We start from the raw sequence: 15,828 nt of genomic DNA on the forward strand, positions 1-15,828 counted from the left end.
CGATTTCGGCCTCAGTATGAAGGGGCATCACCCAAAGGTGTTGCCATTCCACCCCCAACAGCTCGCCTGCACATCTTCAAAACCGATGTACACCCGGTTGGAAGGGATTCCTGTGCGTGCCTGGATCAGTTCACAGAACGCAGCTGTCATCGCTGGTGGACGAAGGGCACCGATCGATTTCACCTCCACGTAGGCACAGGGCTCGTGGCTGCCGGCGAAGGTCATCGGCACGCCTGTCTCCAGGAGCGTCATCACGTAGGCCTCCGGCTTGCCCGTCTGGTTGGCCAACTCGTAGGAAAGCTCCTGCAGCAAAGCCGATCCATCCTTCAGCGCCGGCAGCGATGTGCGCACGTTGATGAGGGGCATTGCGGCAAGAAAGCTAGACAAAGCTTGGCACTCTCCAACAGCCAGTGCCAAGCATGACTAGCGATCAACCTCAAACATTTCCAAAAGGAAAGATCATCAATCTGAACAGCGTGCCTCAAAAGAAAGCTCGTAAGTTCACTAACAAAGTGATCAGTGCCATGATCCTTCTTCATATCTTTGGTCTGGGAGATGTTCTGCGACGTTTTGAACTCGAGCAGATCACAGGTCTGAAATTGATGGGCTTTAGGCCACTCAGCCTCGACGAGTTGATGCATTGGTCACAACACATTGCCGATCAACAAAACTGGGATGTTGATTCGATTCGGCAAGATGTCATAAGCATTTGGCTTGATCAAGCGGAAGACATCTCCTGCTGGAGACAGCGACTGGATCGGGCGCCGGCCGAAGTGGAACTGCTGGCAGGCATTGGCGATCAGAACACATGGAGAGATCATTGGGAAGGCATGCTGCGCCAAACACCGCGTGCCGGCTGGCAATAACGAGCAAATTCAATGACAATCTGCCCACCGATCAGCGGCCGCGAACAGGACGTTGCGGCCTTGATGCTGAAGCCACGTCAGGCCTGGTCAACCAGCCCGATCAAGTTTGAGCAACTTCGTTCGGGATTTGCCTGTGCTCTGCACATGCACCAACCGACGGTGCCAGCGGGAGCGGGCAACACATTGATTTCCCATCTTCAGTACATGCTGGATCACCCCAACGAAGGTGATAACCACAACGCTGAACCCTTCGCGCATTGCTACCGCCGTCTTGCCGAGCTCCTGCCAGAACTGATCAACGAGGGCTGCGCCCCAAGAATCATGCTCGACTATTCCGGCAATCTGCTGTGGGGAATCGAACAGATGGGGCGTCGCGATATCGGCGACGCACTTCATTACTTGGCCTGTGATCCCCTGATGCAGGAGCACGTGGAATGGCTTGGAACGTTTTGGAGTCATGCCGTTGCCCCATCAACACCGATCCCAGACCTGAAACTGCAGATCAGCGCCTGGCAACAGCAGTTCGAGGCCTGTTTCGGCAGAGCAGCATTGGAACGCGTCAAGGGATTTTCCCCACCGGAGATGGCACTACCGAACCATCCCGACACCTTGTTCGAATTTGTCAAAGCCCTGAAAGATGCCGGATATCAGTGGCTCTTGGTCCAGGAGCACAGCGTCGAGCGCATCGACGGCAGCCCACTGCAGCGCGACCAGTGCTTTGTTCCCAATCGGCTTGTTGCCAGGAACAGCAAAGGCGAGGAAACCTGCATCACGGCGCTCATCAAGACCCAGGGCTCAGACACCAAGCTGGTGGGGCAAATGCAGCCTTATTACGAGGCGCTGGGCTGCGACCGCCAACAGCTCGGCGAGGTCGATGTGCCATCGCTCGTCAGCCAGATTGCCGATGGAGAAAACGGGGGCGTGATGATGAATGAATTCCCTGAGGCGTTCCGTCAGGCCAATCGCCAAATCCGTGACAACCCCAATGGCACCGTTGCCATCAACGGCAGTGAATACATCGAAGCCCTTGAGCGGAGCGGGGTGAATCCCAGCCACTTCCCGACCATTCAGGCTGTTCAGCAACACCGCCTCTGGAGAGAGGCCGGGGACAACGCCACTGCAGACGGTATTCAGAGCGCGATCAACAGGCTGAGTGCCGCCGATGCCGGCTTCAACATGGAGGGTGCGTCTTGGACCAACAACCTCAGCTGGGTGGAGGGTTACGCCAATGTGCTGGGCCCCATGAATCAACTGAGTGCTCAGTTTCATGCGCTGTTTGATCAAACAGTCGACAGAGACTCCTCGATCACCTGCACGCAGGCCTATCAAGAGTCGCTACTCCATGTACTGCTGCTGGAAACCAGCTGTTTTCGGTACTGGGGGCAAGGCGCTTGGACCGATTACGCCCACGAGATCCATCGCCGCGGAAACGAACGCCTCAGTCAGGAGGATTGTTCCAAGCTGTGCAGCTAAGCGGCCAAAGCCGTGAACCAAAAACTGAGAAACGCTTTACAGAGCGTTACATGCGTGTAACGTGGGTGCAGTAGCAGGTCAAGCCATGGGCGACTACACGACGGCGATCATCGCCATGGTTGGCATTGGTGTTGTGCTCACCGCAGCTGTCGTGTTCGCCTTGATGCAACCCAGCGACCTCCCCCCTATCGACGAGAACCGCAACTAATCATGGGGATCGCGACTGAGCTTTTGATGGCTATTACTGAAATCGGGATCGCACTTTTGGTCGCGATGTCTCTTCCTGTCGCCGAGTCACCGAACTGATACTCAGGCGACACCTTTCAAGCGAAACTCAAGGTAAATCGAGGCTGCATCCCTCTCTCGATCAAGTTCGACTAAATCGCTGCATCTTGATTGCATCCAGCCATCTGTCTCTCCCCAGATTTCAAGCCGATAACGTCGTTCGAGATTTTGTCCGGATCCTTCCATTGCTTCACTACGAGCTTCCCTAAAACGTAGTGAATTGATGATGACATTGTTTTGGATGTCAACGTTTACCCACCGAGGTGTTTCAGAGTTGATGCCCAGGAGCCAAAGAACTCGGCACGTTGAGTAAGTCTTGTTCAAGATCACGCAGCAGAAGCGCCAGCCCCACCCCCATCAGTGCGAGAGCAGCACCTCGCTCCTGATCGCCAGCAGCCTCAACGGATCGAGCGAGCTCAAGATGTTGCGACCAGGAAAAGTGCATGAAAACCATCAATCAATCCCATCCTGAGAAATAACCAGACGAGACAGACCAAAAAGCGACAACAGGCAATGCTCTGTCATCAAAACCATGTATGCAGCAGAACACATCCGACCTGAAACGTACCTGTTGTTACGACGACGCAGGAGCAGAGCGATACTTTGAGCCCAACTTGCCGACGTCACCATGGAGCCCATTGCTCTGACACTTGGCCAACAGTTCGACTTGGAACAGCGGACTCGAGACATCAGCACGATCACAGATGTCAAAGAGCTTCAGGAGATGAGCAAAGACCTGCTCTTGGCATGGCAGAAGGAGATCGCACGCTCACGGGCGGCAGCCAGCTCACAACGCAAATAACGTTTGATTAAAGTTGTCGCACTTCTTGGGTGAGCTGTGAACCTAAGTCTGACTCAGCAATTCGAAGCTGAATCGATCAAGCGATCCATCGATGACACCAATGACCTGGAAACGTTGAAAACCCTTGCCAGAGAACTTGCCGATCTTTATGTGCGACAGAGAGCAGCAACAGCATGGGTGATTGCTGAGCGTTAGCCGCTACACCCTGCTGTCTTTGCGCCAGCGTCGTTCCAAGCGCTGACGGGCTTCATCAACAGTTTGTTGATTGAAAGGGGCAGCTTTCTTGCGGTAGGGACGCGTTATCGACCAAAACTTGACGGCAGAAGCAAACGCCACAACCAACCAGGCCAGCACAATCCAGCTTGGATTCGACATCGTCTCCATCGCATCATCACCATGATGGCGAAGCTGGTGCCCATCAGCTCTGTCGGACCTCCAACCAGCACAAACGTGGATCCTGAAGCTCGTCAACTCGTGATCAGCCAGCTTGTGGTGATTGCAATGCCGGTAGGAACCCTGTTCGGGGTCTGGCTTTGGATGCTCAACTGGAGCGGTCGTTCCCGCAGAGACCAGTGACCTTTCTTGCCGGCCTACTGGCTCCAATCCTGATGTTGTTCCATCTCATCGGCCCCGTTCCTGCCGATTTGGGAGTCAGCAACGGTGAGCTCCGTGCTTGCAAGACGACCGCTCACTGCGCAAGGGAAGTCTGGGCGAGCTCCGATCCAACCGCAGATTTCAACAAGCTGAACACGCTGGTTCGGCAGAGGCCCCGAATGGTTGTCGTCAACGAGAGGGAGGCTTACTTCCATGCGGAGGCAAGCAGCGCATTCTTCGGCTTCATTGACGACCTAGAAGTATTCGCAGACGAGGACAAGAGCCAGATTCAGGCACGCTCCGAGTCTCGGATTGGTGACTCTGACCTTGGTGTGAATACCGCAAGGATTTCGGAGCTGCGGTCGGCCCTAGAGCGCTGAAGGATCCTCACACCTTGGCTCGACGCATATTGCGCACATCCAAGATCAACTCCTTAATCCCCGCCACGAATCCGACAGCAGCTATCACCACAATGCCTGCGACTAGCACAGTTTCCAAAAGCGCGCGAGGGTCAAACCAATCAGACACGGCATGAACCAATGATCTGAACTCGTATTAGCCAGACCCCGATAAAATGCCACGACGTGGCGCGATCGAACAACACAAAACGTCAGACATGCACGACATCATCTGCCCCAACTGCAACACAGCCTTCAAGGTGGATGAAGCCGGCTATGCCGACATCCTGAAACAGGTCAGAGATAGAGACTTTGAACAACAACTAAATAAACGACTTGCACTGGCGGAACAGGACAAGCGCAATGCCATCGAATTGGCCATTGCCAAAAAAGACACAGAAATGCAGACGCTTGAAGCCCGACTAAAGCAAAATGCGATGCATCAAGAATTAGCGATTAAAGATGCTGTCAATAAAGCCGAGAAGCAGCGAGATCGCATCGCCGCCGAACTACAGCAAATGCGTGAACAACAGGCGACACAGCAACGCCTCGCAGAGACCAGATTCGCCAAAGAGATGCAGGCTGTGACGCTTCAGAAAGATAGTGAGCTTCGTGATTTGCAGGCACAGCTGAATGCCGGTTCGATGCAACAGCAGCTAGCAGTGAATGAAGCGGTGAGCACGGTTGAAAAGCAACGAGATGCTCTCCAAAGCGCTTTAAACGAAACAGAGCTGAAGCATCAACTGGAATCACAATCGCTCAAGGAACGCTATGAAACCCAGCTCTGTGACCGAGATCAAGCCATAGAACGACTGCGCGACATGAAAGCGCGACTCTCCACCAAAATGGTGGGAGAAACCCTTGAACAGCACTGCGAAACCGAATTCAACCGCATTCGTGCTGCTGCTTTCCCGAAGGCCTACTTCGAAAAAGACAACGATGCCCGCAGTGGTAGCAAAGGCGATTATATCTTCCGCGACCAAGACGAACTCAACAATGAAATCATATCAATTATGTTTGAGATGAAAAACGAAGCCGACACAACAGCCACCAAGAAGAAAAACGAGGACTTTCTAAAAGAGCTCGATAAAGATAGAAATGAAAAGAACTGCGAGTATGCAGTTCTTGTATCGCTCCTCGAGCCCGAAAATGAGTTGTATAATTCAGGAATCGTTGATGTTTCTCATCGCTATACAAAAACCTATATCATTCGGCCACAGTTTTTTATTCCATTTATCACATTGCTGCGCAATGCTGCCCTGAAATCGCTTGAGTACAAAGCAGAGCTTGCTCTTGTAAAATCTCAGAATATTGATGTAACTAACTTCGAGAACGATCTCGAAACCTTCAAAACGGCATTCTCACGAAACTACGACCTTGCCTCGAGACGCTTCCAAACCGCGATTGATGAAATCGATAAATCCATTGATCATCTCCAAAAAACCAAGGATTCGCTGATGGGAGCTGATCGAAATCTTCGCCTCGCCAATGACAAAGCGCAGGATGTCACCGTTAAAAAGTTGACCCGCAGAAATCCAACGATGGCAGCCAAGTTTGCCGATTTAGACAATTCAGCTGACCAACAATCCGCCTAAACGATGCCTTCCAGCCCACGCGACCGCATTGGCGAGGTTTACGGCAAGCTCACTGTCGTGCGCGCTTCCGAACGTCGAACCAAAGCAGGGAACGTTTACTGGTGGTGCCGCTGCAGCTGTGGAGCGGAGCGAGAGGTACCCAGCGACAAATTGTCGCTCAACACAGCGCGTCGCAAACCCACCGTGAACGCTTGCGAGCGTTGTGCGAGAGAACTCCAGATTGAAGGGGTTTATCGCAAAAACGATCGTGAGGAAAAAGAACGCCGCCAAGCAGCTGTTGAGGCCAGATCGAAATTGGCAGGACAAGTTCCCGAGCGCTGGCTGAAGCTGCCCCTCACTGATGCTCATGCTCGAGAGCAAGGGAAAAAACTCTTTTTTCGCGGAACCACGTGCCTTCGTGGACACTTGGCGCCTTATCGCATCAACGGCGGGTGCTTGGCTTGTTCTGGTCAGACGCCATCTGCGGCAAGTTCGCCATCAACCAGGCCCACAGGGTCATGATCGCGGCACCGAATGCCAATAATGCTAGTAGTTTGGATTCCATTTAAAGAAAGTCGAAATCGTCTTCAGAGTCACCGGAAAATGCATTCATAACGAGTGCAGAAAAAGGGACAAATACGGCTGCAAGCACAAGTATTTCCACGGGCTTAAGAGAGTTCGATCTAACGTAACTGGATTTACTTTACAAAAAGTCATCAGCGTTACCGTTCCGCTGGGGTGAGTTCAAATACTCAATTCTCTGCCGTCATAGGCATTTCACTCTGTTGTCAGCCGTGAGGGCCGAATCAGACTGAGCTGAGTCGCAAGACGAAGATGCCAAAGATGCTTAGAGCCGCCTCGGAAAGAATCCGCAGCCTGCTGAAGCCGCCGGTTCAACAGAGCATTTCCGAAGACCGGCTCCGCAATGATCGGCAGAGCTACTTCGCCATGACCAGAGCCCTGATCGATGCCCAGCTCGAATGGCGTGATCCTGAACTCACCTCACGCTTGTGGCAAGAGGTGGTCGACCGTGACATGGATCGTGGTCGCATCCTTCAACTCCTCTTCAGCGGTGAGGCACCCCATGACGACGAAGCTCTACAAAGGTCTGACATGGCCTATCTCCAGCTGATCGATCCCAAAGATCCCTGAAGGAGCCTTCCTTCAAATCTCAAACACGGTCCCCAGAAGCATGGCGGGATGGGTGGACTCTCCTGCTGTGCTGCGTTCGAGTTGAACCGCCATGACGCAATGGGCAAGGAATCGAACTGCCGATAGAACAGCCAGGCCAATGCACAGGGGGCAGTGCGTGATGCTCAAGACGAAGACCTGCTGAAGGTGATGGACCTATCCCAAAGCAGAAGCGTGGAAGCGCCACCATCTCTTCAACAAGCGTCACGCAAAAGAATGCAGGCAGCAAAGCAGTTCATAGGTCTTAAAGCCCAAGCGGGGCATCAGACCGTTGAGCCACTGCTGAATTGCTGAGCGAGTTTCGAGCTGATCTCGCCAAGGCTTGTCACGCCAGTCAGGGGGGGGGGTGGCTGTTAAAGTCGATGTTTATTGCTCTCTTTCGGGGAACGGATGAGTCAGGTCACAGTCGGCGAGAACGAAGGTATTGAATCCGCGTTGCGTCGCTTCAAACGCTCCGTCGCCAAAGCCGGCATCTTTTCTGATCTGCGTCGGATCCGTCACCACGAAACCCCCGTTGAGAAGTACAAGCGCAAGCTGAAGCAACGCTCCCGCAACCGCCGCCGCTGATCCGGCAACGTCGATTCGACAAAACGGGCCCCAGGGCCCGTTTTTTATGAGCCATCAATTGCCCTTAACAGACACCGCCGAGGGAATCGGTTTCACCAGAAACGTCCAGGGCTTGTGTACTGCTTGAACCGCACGTCTCGTATGGGCGGAATGTCACGGTACGTCTCTGTTTTCGCCAGACTTAATCAACGCTTTAGACCAACAAAAACCACCCGATGGTGATGTTCAACCCATTTTGTCCCATCAGTGCAGCAAAAATTGCCGGCCTGAAGGCCACCATCATCTTGCTGTTGGTGTTGCTGATGAAGTCAAAACTGCTTCGAATCAAAATGTCTCTTCTGGGCTCTTTTCTGGGATTCGCCATATTGATGGGCTTCCTGTTGAGCACTGGAGTTTTGACAGTGATCAGCGGCGGAGCCATTGCCTACGCCGCCATGCAGAACCGGAGCAACTGAGTCATGCGTAACCGTCTTCCCATCTTCAGTGGTCTTGCTCTGGCAACACTCGGTGTTTCAGGCCTGGCCGGTGGAGGTCTGCTTTGGAATTTTCAGGGTCGCACTTTGGGACTCGGCAGCACCGTGACATCGTTGGTGTTTTTGGGGATCAGCTTTGTATTGCTGAGACCTGAACCGCGAGACCTACCCGTTGCAGCCAGCGAAGACATCCAGCCGCTCAAAGTCAGAGCACCTCAGGCTTCAGTCCTCGGCTTGATCCTCGCCACCATCGGAACCCTTGGCATGGCTGGTTCAGGGCTGCTTTGGAATTTTCAGGGCCTGGCGTTTGGACTCACTGGCACGCTGACTGCCGCAGTCGCTCTTCTGCTGAGTCTTGTCTTTCTCTGGCCCCTCGGCTCAACCAAACTGACCGGACAAGGTGACACCTCGTCTGTTGAAATCAAGCCAATCAAGGTGGAAGCGGTTTCGCAAAACCCAACACCCACACCGACCACTGCTGAAGCCATTGCCGAAGTGTTGGCAGCTGAACAGAAAGAGCTTTCAGAACCGACACTCGTGAATTATGCCCCACTGCATCTTCTTCCAGGGCAACGTTTATCAACACGTGCCAGACGCGGAGGAAGTTCTCTTGGTCGTTATCGTTCGATGGCTAAAGACCTTTTCCGGAGCTGACGTCTCTCCAGACATTGCGGAGCTGGCGATGCCAAGGAGTGATGTTGACATCACGTCGATGTTCTCTCTTTAACGATCCATCAACACTGAATCCAGCTTCTTCCATGTCTCGTCGGAGACGTCGGGTAATTGGGATAAGCAAAATTGACAGAACTAACGCCGCAAGCAACAAAAAAGGAAGTAGCGAAAGCAGCCAAATAGTGCTCACCAGAATGATCGTTGCGGCAAGGCCGGTTTTCAGCCAACGAGGCATGTTTATTCCCCGTTGGCCAGGCAGCTGTTTCATGTTTCAGGGTGTTCACTCAGTTGGTAAAAAATCCTCTCAAGTTCACGGCGAAAAGCCGTGGAACTGAGTGGTTCCCCTAAGCGTCTGCGACGTCTTTGTCTCAGCATGACTCCAATCCAACTGATCTGCAGTGCAATCAGCAGAGAGGAGATGATCAGAAAGGGTGTCGCGAAATCATTCCACTCCATCCTTGCTCAATAACTGGATTGAGGCAGGGTGAAGCCAGACTGCATATGTCCAAAGTCCAGCAGCACGTAAGTCAGCCAGATCAATACTGCAGCGACACCAGCGCCGGCAGCAACCTTGGCCAATGAACGACCAATCATCTCCAACAGACTGACCTCTTTCATCGCGTTGAACCAACTCTTTCGATTCTGACGCCTCTTCACCCCAAACCGTAGCCAGCCAACAAAAAGCCCCGCAAGGCGGGGCTAAGTCAAACGATCAAACGAGGTGTTCAGCGTCCGGCAACTGCTTCTTCAAGAACACCGCTCTTGGAGAAGCCTTCATTCAGCTCAGCAGAAAACTCCATGTCTGGCTCGAGACGACGAGCAATGAGCTCATCAATGGAGAACACACCAGGGCCACAGGCCAACACGGCAACAGCTGCCGCGAAGTACAGCCCGAGGAGCTCGAGGAGATAGATGTTGAAGCCAGCTGTGACGATGGCGTGATAGATGGCGACGGAGATGGTTCCTGCAACCGCCAATGCCCCCATCCGCGTCAACAATCCTGTGATCAGCAACCAGCTTCCGATCACCTCCGAGAACGCAGCGACGTAGGAGAGCAAGATCGGAAAGGGCAGATGCAACGGACGAACGAATGCATCGGCAAAATTTTCGATATTGGCGAGCTTCTCGTAGCCGTGGTGAATCAGCAGAGCCCCCGTGAACACCCGGAGGACAAGCAGACCAAGGTCGCCTGCAATGGGACGGGAAAGAATGGCGCGAATCACTGCAGAGCTAATCGTCTACACACAACTTAAATAAGTTGTGTGTTGCAGTGCGGGCCCGCGCCAAGGGACGAGCCACTGATGAGTACTTCTACTCAGCTCGCCTGGGCGACTCAGTCGTCATAGACCAGGCACTCAGGCTCATCGGGATTCTGCTCACAGAACAGTTCCAGGGGAGAGGGGTCATGGGGATCATCGGGGAATTCCTTTTTGTGATCCAACAACCACTGCAGCTCTTCCGTGAGATGACGCACTTTGCCGTCGTTGTGATCAGACAGGGCCTTGAGGAACTCCTCTTGATCCTTCTGAATGTGCTCGTCAATCGTTTTCATGACTTGGTCCGTCATCTGGCTGACATTGGGTTGTTAGCGAAGACGACCCATTTCGATCAGTCGGTAGATCTACCTTTGTGGTCGAAAGCACACAACAGATCCTCCCAAGAACCCATCACGTCCTGTGACATCGCGGTAGCCATCTGACGCTCCCCGAAGGAAAGTCAGGGAGGCTGATCATCCAGTGCATGCCGTTTTCCGATCGCAGTGTTCTGACAGGAGTTCTTGTCTTTGCCATAGGGGTTGTTCTCGGCATCGGGATTGGTTCGGCTAGCGCCGTATCGGCCCTTACGCAGGGGGCACCCGATGTTCTCCAGACATGGTCGGGTGTTGTGGCACTCCCTTGAAGGCTTGACTCCGCATCGTTTCCCGCCTATCAGATGCTGAAATCGGGTGAGCTGCGCGATGTTGTCACATGACCGAATGATTTTCAGTCGTGAAAAAAGAACAATTCGGCAATTGCTTAATCGACTGCAGCGGATTTTGTTTGGCTAGCTAGCGCGTTCCAATACTGATATTGCCAACACCAATCAAATGTTCGAGTCGCGCTGTGAGCTTCAACTCAGTGCGATCAAAGCCATCCTGATTGCCCGAAACGTAAGCAAGCTCTTCGGTGGTGATCACCTGGTGGGTGACAGCATCAAGGTAAATCTGAACCAGGGACATCCTCAACGTCACCATTCGAAGGCCATCCTGGCAACACTGGAGTGCAAACGGCGAATCGGGCCGCGAACGACAGAACTATGGATCGGCAGACCATTCAGAACCTGATCAAGCAATGCAGCGTGGGACTGTTTGATCTGGCCTGTGCCGTCAGCGGACATCCAAGCTGGGATCTGAGCCTGCCTGTCGGAGTGATCGATGCAAGACGCACCAAACCGAAACTGATCGTGAGTGCAATCGGCACGATCAACTCGACGTTGAAGGCCTCATCCACCATTGCTCACCCTTTGATGGTGCAGCTGTTCGAGCGTTTTGAAGACGTGGGCTTGGAACAAGCTCTCACCGAAATGAAGAACGGAGAGGAGGGAGAGGCTTTCGCAGAGGTTTGGCAGGCTTACAGGGATGAACGCCGTAGCGGTGATGCCCCAATGTGGAGCATCGAAGACGCCACGGCCTTCGTCGTGCAGTCTCGTGAGGCCCACGCTGACCGAGAGGTGGCCTGCGTCGCCGTTCTCCCTGGGGAGCCCCATCGCATCATCACGTTTTCGGTGCCCATTGCCTTCCTGACACGAGATTGAACAGGCCTATCGCGATGCGCCAAGCCAAGCAGGCATGAGTGTTTCCGAACTGCTAACCCAAATCGCCCTCTTGGGTATTGCCATTGGAGCCAATGGCCTATCAGCACTAGCGGGCGGTGGCGCTGGACTGGTTCAACTCCCAGCGCTCATCCTTCTTGGCCTTCCATTTGCCATGGCACTGGCCACTCATAAGGTTGCCAGCGTTGCTCTGGGACTCGGAGCGACGGGGCGTCACTGGCGAGCCAGCAGCCTTGACCTCAAACGCTCTGCAGTGGTGCTCGGTGCCGGTTTACCGGGGGTCTGCTTGGGCGCCAGCATGGTTCTTGCCCTGCCAGATCAAGCGGCCACCGCAAGCCTCGGTCTGCTGACGCTGGGGCTGGGGGTTTACTCGGCGCGGAAACCAGATCTGGGAACGATGGACGAGCCCCGCCCCCTGACTGCCAGCACCGTCGGAGTCGGAGCCTGCGGACTGTTCATTATTGGAATCCTCAACGGTTCGCTGACCTCCGGGACAGGTTTGTTTGTCACCCTTTGGCTGGTGCGCTGGTTCGGACTGAGCTACGCGAGAGCCGTAGCCCACACGCTGGTTTTGGTGGGGTTGGGATGGAATGGGATGGGAGCGCTGGTGCTGGGTTTGAGCGGAGAGATCCGCTGGGACTGGCTGCCAGCACTGGTTCTCGGGTCACTCATCGGAGGCTTTCTGGGCGCCCACTACTCACTTGTGAAAGGTAGTCGTCTGGTCAAACGATCCTTCGAAATCTTGGCGCTGCTGATGGGGGGATCTCTTCTAATCCGCTGTCTCTGAATCGGAGCCCTCAAGGAAACGCCCAGAGAATCGCGTTGCCAGTACCACCGTTGCAGCCCCGTAGGCAATGAACGTCACCGCCTGACCAGCACTGGCTGTTTCATAGACCTCACCCGTCAGCAGCATCCAGTCCATCAGGGACGCCACAGTTCCCCAAATCACCACCCAGACGGACACATAAGCAACGCCACGAAAGGTCCGATCCACAAGCCCAGGGGTTAATCCTCTCAACGCTAAGGGAAGCTGGTTGAACAAGGAGGGCCGGCGGCTCCCGTAATGTCGGTGATTGATCCGATTGAGGGGATGCCGAAGAAACGCCGCAAGCTCAACAAGGACATGGAAGCGGAAATGGCCGCTGCCAAGCGAAAAATTGAGCTAGTGGGCGCGCTGATCAACGACATCCGGAATGAAGACATCCAGGCTGAGTACCTCGGCGCCTTCACGCAGATCCGAAGCGCCGTGGTGAATCTCATCGCTAAGTACACCACCGACGGATTCTGCGAAGAAACAGAAGGCCTGCTCGCGCTTTACAAGGGGCTGATCCAACAATTTGAAGAGGAGTACGAGCTCTGAAGCGGAGATCACGTCGGTCGTCATGGGAACAGGCACTGACGTAGCGCACCGTCTAAGTTCATCGACCTTTGTTCCAAGCCATGGCTCTTCGCCAGAACGACCCGCAGGTGTCACCACTGCGGCTGAAGATCACAGTTTTGATCGCCGGCTTCGGGCCACTGCTCGCCGTCGGCCTCTGGCTGCAGTCCAAAGGTTTTTTCAACTGACGCCATGCACCGTTTTCTCGCCACCGCTGGACTGCTGTCCCTCGGCATGCTCCCCAGCCTGAGCTGGGCCGAAACCGTCACGTTGACCCTGCGCAACGGCGACAGTCTTCACGGGGAACTGATTGAGCGGAACTCAGAGGATGGAACGACGGTGCTCAACCACCCCCAGTTGGGGCGGTTGGAACTCACCGCAGAACAACTCCGACCGGCCGAAACCAAGCCCCTCTGGACAAGCTCTGTGTCCGCGGGTCTGATCGGCAATGAGAAGGACGGCGACAGCTCCATGTCGATCAGCTTCACCGGAAAAACCCGCTACAAAGATGAACAGCAGAAGCTGTCGTTGAGTGGCAGTTTCAATGCAAGCAAGTCGAAGGATTCGGGGGAGGCACTCTCCATCGATACAGAGAAGGGATCTGCGGAACTCCGATACGACAAACCAATCGGATCCAACCTCGATTTGTTTGCTTTGAGCAGTTACCAGTACAACGGCACCAATGATTCCGGGGTGAACACCGTTCTGGGAAACATCGGTGTGGCTTTCCCACTGATGAAGTCAGAAACAACTGATTTCACCGTGTCCATCGGTCCTTCGGTGCAGTGGAGCGGAGGAGGCATCACCTGTCCCAGCGACACGTTTTGCGGCAACACCTACGGCGGCGCAACGCTCACCGCAGATCTCAGCTGGAAACCCTTGCCAACGCTGAAGTTTGGACTTCAAAACCAATTCACAACGGTCTGGGCGAACGAGATTCAACCAGGCAACACCCTTACCGCTGAGGTCCGTTACTACCCCGCCGTGAACAGCAAGTTGTTCACAACATTGCGGGTTCAATCGATTTACCAAAGCATGAGCACTCCACAGGTGAACAACACCATCACAGCTCAGGTGGGCGCCGACTTCTGATGACAACACCACCCATGCTTCAACCGCCGCTGGACGCAGAACAGATCCGTGCCCTGTTCACCAAGCCCTACGGAACACCCGGCCCCACAGCTGCACAATGGAAGGCTGTTTACGCCGACGACGTTCACTTCACCGATCCAACCCAGGAACGGCAGGGAATTGACGCTTACATCCTTGCCCAGGAAGGTCTGATGCAGCGCTGTGATGACGTTTTCCTGGAAACAGAAACGGTGGCGGTGAACGCAGAAACAGCGTTCGTTGAATGGCGCATGGGCCTAAAAATCAAAGGGATTGAATTCATCTATCCCGGCGCAACCCGACTCAGCTTCAATCCAGATGGAAAGATCGGGGATCATCGTGATTATTTCGATTTCGTCGGTCCCACATTCGCTCCTGTTCCTGTGATTGGTGGGCTGGTGCGATGGCTGTACAAACGGTTCGTTGCCTGAAGCAGCACAGCAGGGGCATCTGTTGATCGGTCCCCCCGGCAGTGGAAAGTCCACCCTCGCCGCGATCCTCGCTCCATTGCTCGGTGCAAGGGTGATCTCCAACGACGCGCTGAGGAAACAGCTTTGGGGGGACGCAAACGTTCAAGGTCCCTGGCCTGAACTCGAACCCCTCCTCCATGAAGCCATCGACAGCGCCCTGGCTGCTGGCGAGAACGTGCTTTTGGATGCCACCCATGCGCAACTCAGCTGGCGCCAACGGTTGATGCACAGAGATCTAGGGGTGAGGCGCCTGAAGTGGATCGGCTGGTGGCTACAGACACCGCTGGACCGCTGCCTTGTCTGGAACCGGTCCCGTGAACGAATGGTGCCAGAACAGGTGATTCATGCGATGCACCGAACGCTGACCAGCCGTGGTGATCGACCCGATAAGAGAGAGGGATTCTCAAGTTTGATTCGCCTCAATCCCGCCAGCTCAGACCACAAAGAACAGATCAATCGAGCACTTCAAACCATTCTTGGCCATGAAGAAAGGTAAGCAGGTCATGCACGCCCCTTTGAGTCCCATCAACGTGATTTGAACAGCATCAGTGCCATGACTCTCGGAGAACTGTTTCTGGAAGCCATGTCCACCGGCGTGATCACCAACGGTGAAATGGCGTGGGTGACCGACCGACAAGATCAATTCACGCGAACCGAGGAAGCCGTCGCGCAGCGACTCGGCCGACTCATCGACGAAGGCACGATTCAGCTGGGTTGCCGCATGCCGGTGGCCTGAGCAAAGGCAGTGCCCTGATGACGCGCATTTCCTGCCGCTACACCGGCGAACTGCACTGCTCAGCAGAACATGGGCCCTCAGGCGTGGCATTGCACACCGATGCACCGCCTGATCACGACGGACGTGGTGAAAGCTTTTCACCAACAGATTTGTTGGCCACCGCTCTTGGCACCTGCATCTTGACCGTGATGGGAATCACGGCCAAACGCCGAAATTGGACGGTTACTGATGCAGAAGCATCGGTGGAAAAAATCATGAGCCAATCGGGGCCCCGCAGGATCGAGACACTTCGGGTCAGCATCACCCTGCCGATAGGGCTGTCAGAGGAGCAGGTTCAGTTGTTCAAACGTGTTGTGAATGACTGCCCTGTGAAACGCAATCTTGAGCCATCCATGACGATTGATTTGATCTGGTGCTGATCATCCGCA

Annotated in this window: 32 protein-coding genes; 22 read left to right on the forward strand and 10 right to left on the reverse strand. The window is 54.4% G+C overall.

Annotated elements, in window-relative coordinates; translation table 11 throughout:
* Window positions 1–27: 27 nt before the first annotated feature.
* The gene (locus tag FZZ92_RS12030; RefSeq protein WP_226398487.1) at window positions 28–366 is read right to left on the reverse strand and encodes a phenylpyruvate tautomerase MIF-related protein; all 339 of its coding nucleotides are present in this window, start codon (window positions 364–366) and stop codon (window positions 28–30) included.
* A gap of 53 nt (window positions 367–419) precedes the next feature.
* On the opposite strand from FZZ92_RS12030, the gene FZZ92_RS12035 reads away from it, so the two are divergent.
* The 3 genes from FZZ92_RS12035 to FZZ92_RS13160 all read left to right on the forward strand — a co-directional run bounded on the left by FZZ92_RS12035 (window position 420) and on the right by FZZ92_RS13160 (window position 2,547).
* On the forward strand, window positions 420–866 hold the full coding sequence (locus FZZ92_RS12035) for a hypothetical protein (protein WP_226423301.1): 447 nt from the start codon (window positions 420–422) through the stop codon (window positions 864–866).
* Window positions 867–878: 12 nt separating this feature from the next.
* Window positions 879–2,339, forward strand: a complete 1,461-nt coding sequence (locus FZZ92_RS12040) for a glycosyl hydrolase family 57 (protein WP_226398485.1) — start codon at window positions 879–881, stop codon at window positions 2,337–2,339.
* Between the two features lie 85 nt (window positions 2,340–2,424).
* On the forward strand, window positions 2,425–2,547 hold the full coding sequence (locus FZZ92_RS13160) for a hypothetical protein (RefSeq protein WP_255453054.1): 123 nt from the start codon (window positions 2,425–2,427) through the stop codon (window positions 2,545–2,547).
* Between the two features lie 345 nt (window positions 2,548–2,892).
* On the opposite strand, the gene FZZ92_RS12045 is transcribed toward FZZ92_RS13160, so the two are convergent.
* On the reverse strand, window positions 2,893–3,069 hold the full coding sequence (locus FZZ92_RS12045; protein WP_170952120.1) for a hypothetical protein: 177 nt from the start codon (window positions 3,067–3,069) through the stop codon (window positions 2,893–2,895).
* A 183-nt stretch (window positions 3,070–3,252) separates the two neighbouring features.
* On the opposite strand from FZZ92_RS12045, the gene FZZ92_RS12050 reads away from it, so the two are divergent.
* On the forward strand, window positions 3,253–3,426 hold the full coding sequence (locus FZZ92_RS12050; protein ID WP_226398484.1) for a hypothetical protein: 174 nt from the start codon (window positions 3,253–3,255) through the stop codon (window positions 3,424–3,426).
* 198 nt (window positions 3,427–3,624) lie between these two features.
* On the opposite strand, the gene FZZ92_RS12055 is transcribed toward FZZ92_RS12050, so the two are convergent.
* On the reverse strand, window positions 3,625–3,801 hold the full coding sequence (locus FZZ92_RS12055; protein ID WP_226423302.1) for a hypothetical protein: 177 nt from the start codon (window positions 3,799–3,801) through the stop codon (window positions 3,625–3,627).
* A 36-nt stretch (window positions 3,802–3,837) separates the two neighbouring features.
* Here FZZ92_RS12055 and FZZ92_RS12060 point away from each other — a divergent pair, with 36 nt between their 5' ends.
* From FZZ92_RS12060 to FZZ92_RS12080, 5 genes are all read left to right on the forward strand, one after another.
* Window positions 3,838–4,002: a hypothetical protein gene (locus FZZ92_RS12060; RefSeq protein WP_226423303.1), complete on the forward strand. Its 165-nt coding sequence runs from the start codon at window positions 3,838–3,840 to the stop codon at window positions 4,000–4,002.
* Entirely contained in the window at window positions 3,999–4,400 is a 402-nt protein-coding gene (locus tag FZZ92_RS12065) for a DUF1499 domain-containing protein (RefSeq protein WP_226423304.1), read from the forward strand. The genes FZZ92_RS12060 and FZZ92_RS12065 overlap by 4 nt, the downstream gene beginning before the upstream one ends.
* 236 nt (window positions 4,401–4,636) lie before the next feature.
* Window positions 4,637–6,013: a DUF2130 domain-containing protein gene (locus FZZ92_RS12070; protein ID WP_226423333.1), complete on the forward strand. Its 1,377-nt coding sequence runs from the start codon at window positions 4,637–4,639 to the stop codon at window positions 6,011–6,013.
* Window positions 6,014–6,016: 3 nt separating this feature from the next.
* Window positions 6,017–6,514: an early protein (E6) gene (locus tag FZZ92_RS12075; RefSeq protein ID WP_226406702.1), complete on the forward strand. Its 498-nt coding sequence runs from the start codon at window positions 6,017–6,019 to the stop codon at window positions 6,512–6,514.
* A 312-nt stretch (window positions 6,515–6,826) separates the two neighbouring features.
* Window positions 6,827–7,144 (forward strand): hypothetical protein, encoded by a 318-nt coding sequence (locus tag FZZ92_RS12080; protein WP_115023476.1) that lies wholly within the window; start codon window positions 6,827–6,829, stop codon window positions 7,142–7,144.
* Window positions 7,145–7,156: 12 nt separating this feature from the next.
* Here FZZ92_RS12080 and FZZ92_RS12085 read toward each other — a convergent pair whose 3' ends face one another.
* The gene (locus FZZ92_RS12085) at window positions 7,157–7,312 is read right to left on the reverse strand and encodes a hypothetical protein (protein WP_166016653.1); all 156 of its coding nucleotides are present in this window, start codon (window positions 7,310–7,312) and stop codon (window positions 7,157–7,159) included.
* A gap of 261 nt (window positions 7,313–7,573) precedes the next feature.
* Between FZZ92_RS12085 and rpsU the strand changes: the two genes are divergently transcribed.
* The 3 genes from rpsU (at window position 7,574) to FZZ92_RS12100 (ending at window position 8,877) form a co-directional block, all read left to right on the forward strand.
* The gene (rpsU, locus tag FZZ92_RS12090) at window positions 7,574–7,750 is read left to right on the forward strand and encodes a 30S ribosomal protein S21 (protein ID WP_009790002.1); all 177 of its coding nucleotides are present in this window, start codon (window positions 7,574–7,576) and stop codon (window positions 7,748–7,750) included.
* A gap of 215 nt (window positions 7,751–7,965) precedes the next feature.
* Window positions 7,966–8,205, forward strand: coding sequence for a hypothetical protein (locus tag FZZ92_RS12095; RefSeq protein ID WP_226423305.1), 240 nt, complete (start codon window positions 7,966–7,968; stop codon window positions 8,203–8,205).
* A 252-nt stretch (window positions 8,206–8,457) separates the two neighbouring features.
* A complete protein-coding gene (locus FZZ92_RS12100; protein ID WP_226423306.1) occupies window positions 8,458–8,877 on the forward strand; it encodes a hypothetical protein in 420 nt (139 codons plus the stop codon).
* On the opposite strand, the gene FZZ92_RS12105 is transcribed toward FZZ92_RS12100, so the two are convergent.
* From FZZ92_RS12105 to FZZ92_RS12120, 4 genes are all read right to left on the reverse strand, one after another.
* Window positions 8,855–9,163, reverse strand: a complete 309-nt coding sequence (locus tag FZZ92_RS12105; RefSeq protein ID WP_226423307.1) for a hypothetical protein — start codon at window positions 9,161–9,163, stop codon at window positions 8,855–8,857. The two genes, FZZ92_RS12100 and FZZ92_RS12105, sit on opposite strands and share 23 nt — an antisense overlap.
* A 194-nt stretch (window positions 9,164–9,357) precedes the next feature.
* Window positions 9,358–9,513, reverse strand: a complete 156-nt coding sequence (locus FZZ92_RS12110) for a hypothetical protein (protein WP_170951142.1) — start codon at window positions 9,511–9,513, stop codon at window positions 9,358–9,360.
* Between the two features lie 107 nt (window positions 9,514–9,620).
* The gene (locus FZZ92_RS12115; protein ID WP_226423308.1) at window positions 9,621–10,118 is read right to left on the reverse strand and encodes a DoxX family protein; all 498 of its coding nucleotides are present in this window, start codon (window positions 10,116–10,118) and stop codon (window positions 9,621–9,623) included.
* Between the two features lie 110 nt (window positions 10,119–10,228).
* Window positions 10,229–10,447: a CP12 domain-containing protein gene (locus tag FZZ92_RS12120; RefSeq protein WP_115024259.1), complete on the reverse strand. Its 219-nt coding sequence runs from the start codon at window positions 10,445–10,447 to the stop codon at window positions 10,229–10,231.
* 188 nt (window positions 10,448–10,635) lie between these two features.
* On the opposite strand from FZZ92_RS12120, the gene FZZ92_RS12125 reads away from it, so the two are divergent.
* Window positions 10,636–10,794, forward strand: a complete 159-nt coding sequence (locus tag FZZ92_RS12125) for a hypothetical protein (protein WP_226406695.1) — start codon at window positions 10,636–10,638, stop codon at window positions 10,792–10,794.
* A gap of 148 nt (window positions 10,795–10,942) precedes the next feature.
* Here FZZ92_RS12125 and FZZ92_RS12130 read toward each other — a convergent pair whose 3' ends face one another.
* The gene (locus tag FZZ92_RS12130; RefSeq protein ID WP_170951140.1) at window positions 10,943–11,113 is read right to left on the reverse strand and encodes a hypothetical protein; all 171 of its coding nucleotides are present in this window, start codon (window positions 11,111–11,113) and stop codon (window positions 10,943–10,945) included.
* Window positions 11,114–11,190: 77 nt separating this feature from the next.
* Between FZZ92_RS12130 and FZZ92_RS12135 the strand changes: the two genes are divergently transcribed.
* Both FZZ92_RS12135 and FZZ92_RS12140 read left to right on the forward strand, forming a co-directional pair.
* Window positions 11,191–11,688 carry a hypothetical protein gene (locus FZZ92_RS12135; protein ID WP_115023487.1) on the forward strand — a complete coding sequence of 166 codons (498 nt, stop codon included), beginning with the start codon at window positions 11,191–11,193 and terminating at the stop codon, window positions 11,686–11,688.
* A gap of 34 nt (window positions 11,689–11,722) precedes the next feature.
* Window positions 11,723–12,493, forward strand: coding sequence for a sulfite exporter TauE/SafE family protein (locus FZZ92_RS12140; protein WP_226406693.1), 771 nt, complete (start codon window positions 11,723–11,725; stop codon window positions 12,491–12,493).
* Here FZZ92_RS12140 and FZZ92_RS12145 read toward each other — a convergent pair.
* Window positions 12,476–12,700, reverse strand: a complete 225-nt coding sequence (locus FZZ92_RS12145; protein WP_115023489.1) for a hypothetical protein — start codon at window positions 12,698–12,700, stop codon at window positions 12,476–12,478. The genes FZZ92_RS12140 and FZZ92_RS12145 overlap by 18 nt on opposite strands.
* A gap of 96 nt (window positions 12,701–12,796) precedes the next feature.
* On the opposite strand from FZZ92_RS12145, the gene FZZ92_RS12150 reads away from it, so the two are divergent.
* The 7 genes from FZZ92_RS12150 to FZZ92_RS12175 all read left to right on the forward strand — a co-directional run bounded on the left by FZZ92_RS12150 (window position 12,797) and on the right by FZZ92_RS12175 (window position 15,819).
* The gene (locus FZZ92_RS12150; protein WP_115024260.1) at window positions 12,797–13,066 is read left to right on the forward strand and encodes a hypothetical protein; all 270 of its coding nucleotides are present in this window, start codon (window positions 12,797–12,799) and stop codon (window positions 13,064–13,066) included.
* Window positions 13,067–13,146: 80 nt separating this feature from the next.
* Window positions 13,147–13,272 carry a hypothetical protein gene (locus FZZ92_RS13165; RefSeq protein ID WP_255453056.1) on the forward strand — a complete coding sequence of 42 codons (126 nt, stop codon included), beginning with the start codon at window positions 13,147–13,149 and terminating at the stop codon, window positions 13,270–13,272.
* Between the two features lie 4 nt (window positions 13,273–13,276).
* Window positions 13,277–14,176, forward strand: coding sequence for a DUF481 domain-containing protein (locus FZZ92_RS12155; RefSeq protein WP_226423309.1), 900 nt, complete (start codon window positions 13,277–13,279; stop codon window positions 14,174–14,176).
* A gap of 14 nt (window positions 14,177–14,190) precedes the next feature.
* Window positions 14,191–14,625, forward strand: coding sequence for a nuclear transport factor 2 family protein (locus FZZ92_RS12160; protein WP_370630788.1), 435 nt, complete (start codon window positions 14,191–14,193; stop codon window positions 14,623–14,625).
* Window positions 14,618–15,160, forward strand: coding sequence for an ATP-binding protein (locus FZZ92_RS12165; protein WP_226423310.1), 543 nt, complete (start codon window positions 14,618–14,620; stop codon window positions 15,158–15,160). Before FZZ92_RS12160 ends, FZZ92_RS12165 begins: the two co-directional genes overlap by 8 nt.
* Before the next feature lie 57 nt (window positions 15,161–15,217).
* Complete coding sequence (locus FZZ92_RS12170) at window positions 15,218–15,400, forward strand: hypothetical protein (protein ID WP_115094193.1); 183 nt, start codon at window positions 15,218–15,220, stop codon at window positions 15,398–15,400.
* Between the two features lie 17 nt (window positions 15,401–15,417).
* Window positions 15,418–15,819, forward strand: coding sequence for an OsmC family protein (locus FZZ92_RS12175; RefSeq protein ID WP_226423334.1), 402 nt, complete (start codon window positions 15,418–15,420; stop codon window positions 15,817–15,819).
* The last annotated feature ends 9 nt before the right edge of the window (window positions 15,820–15,828 follow it).

The sequence above is a fragment of the Synechococcus sp. MU1611 genome, assembly GCF_020514255.1.
Lineage (GTDB): Bacteria > Cyanobacteriota > Cyanobacteriia > PCC-6307 > Cyanobiaceae > Parasynechococcus.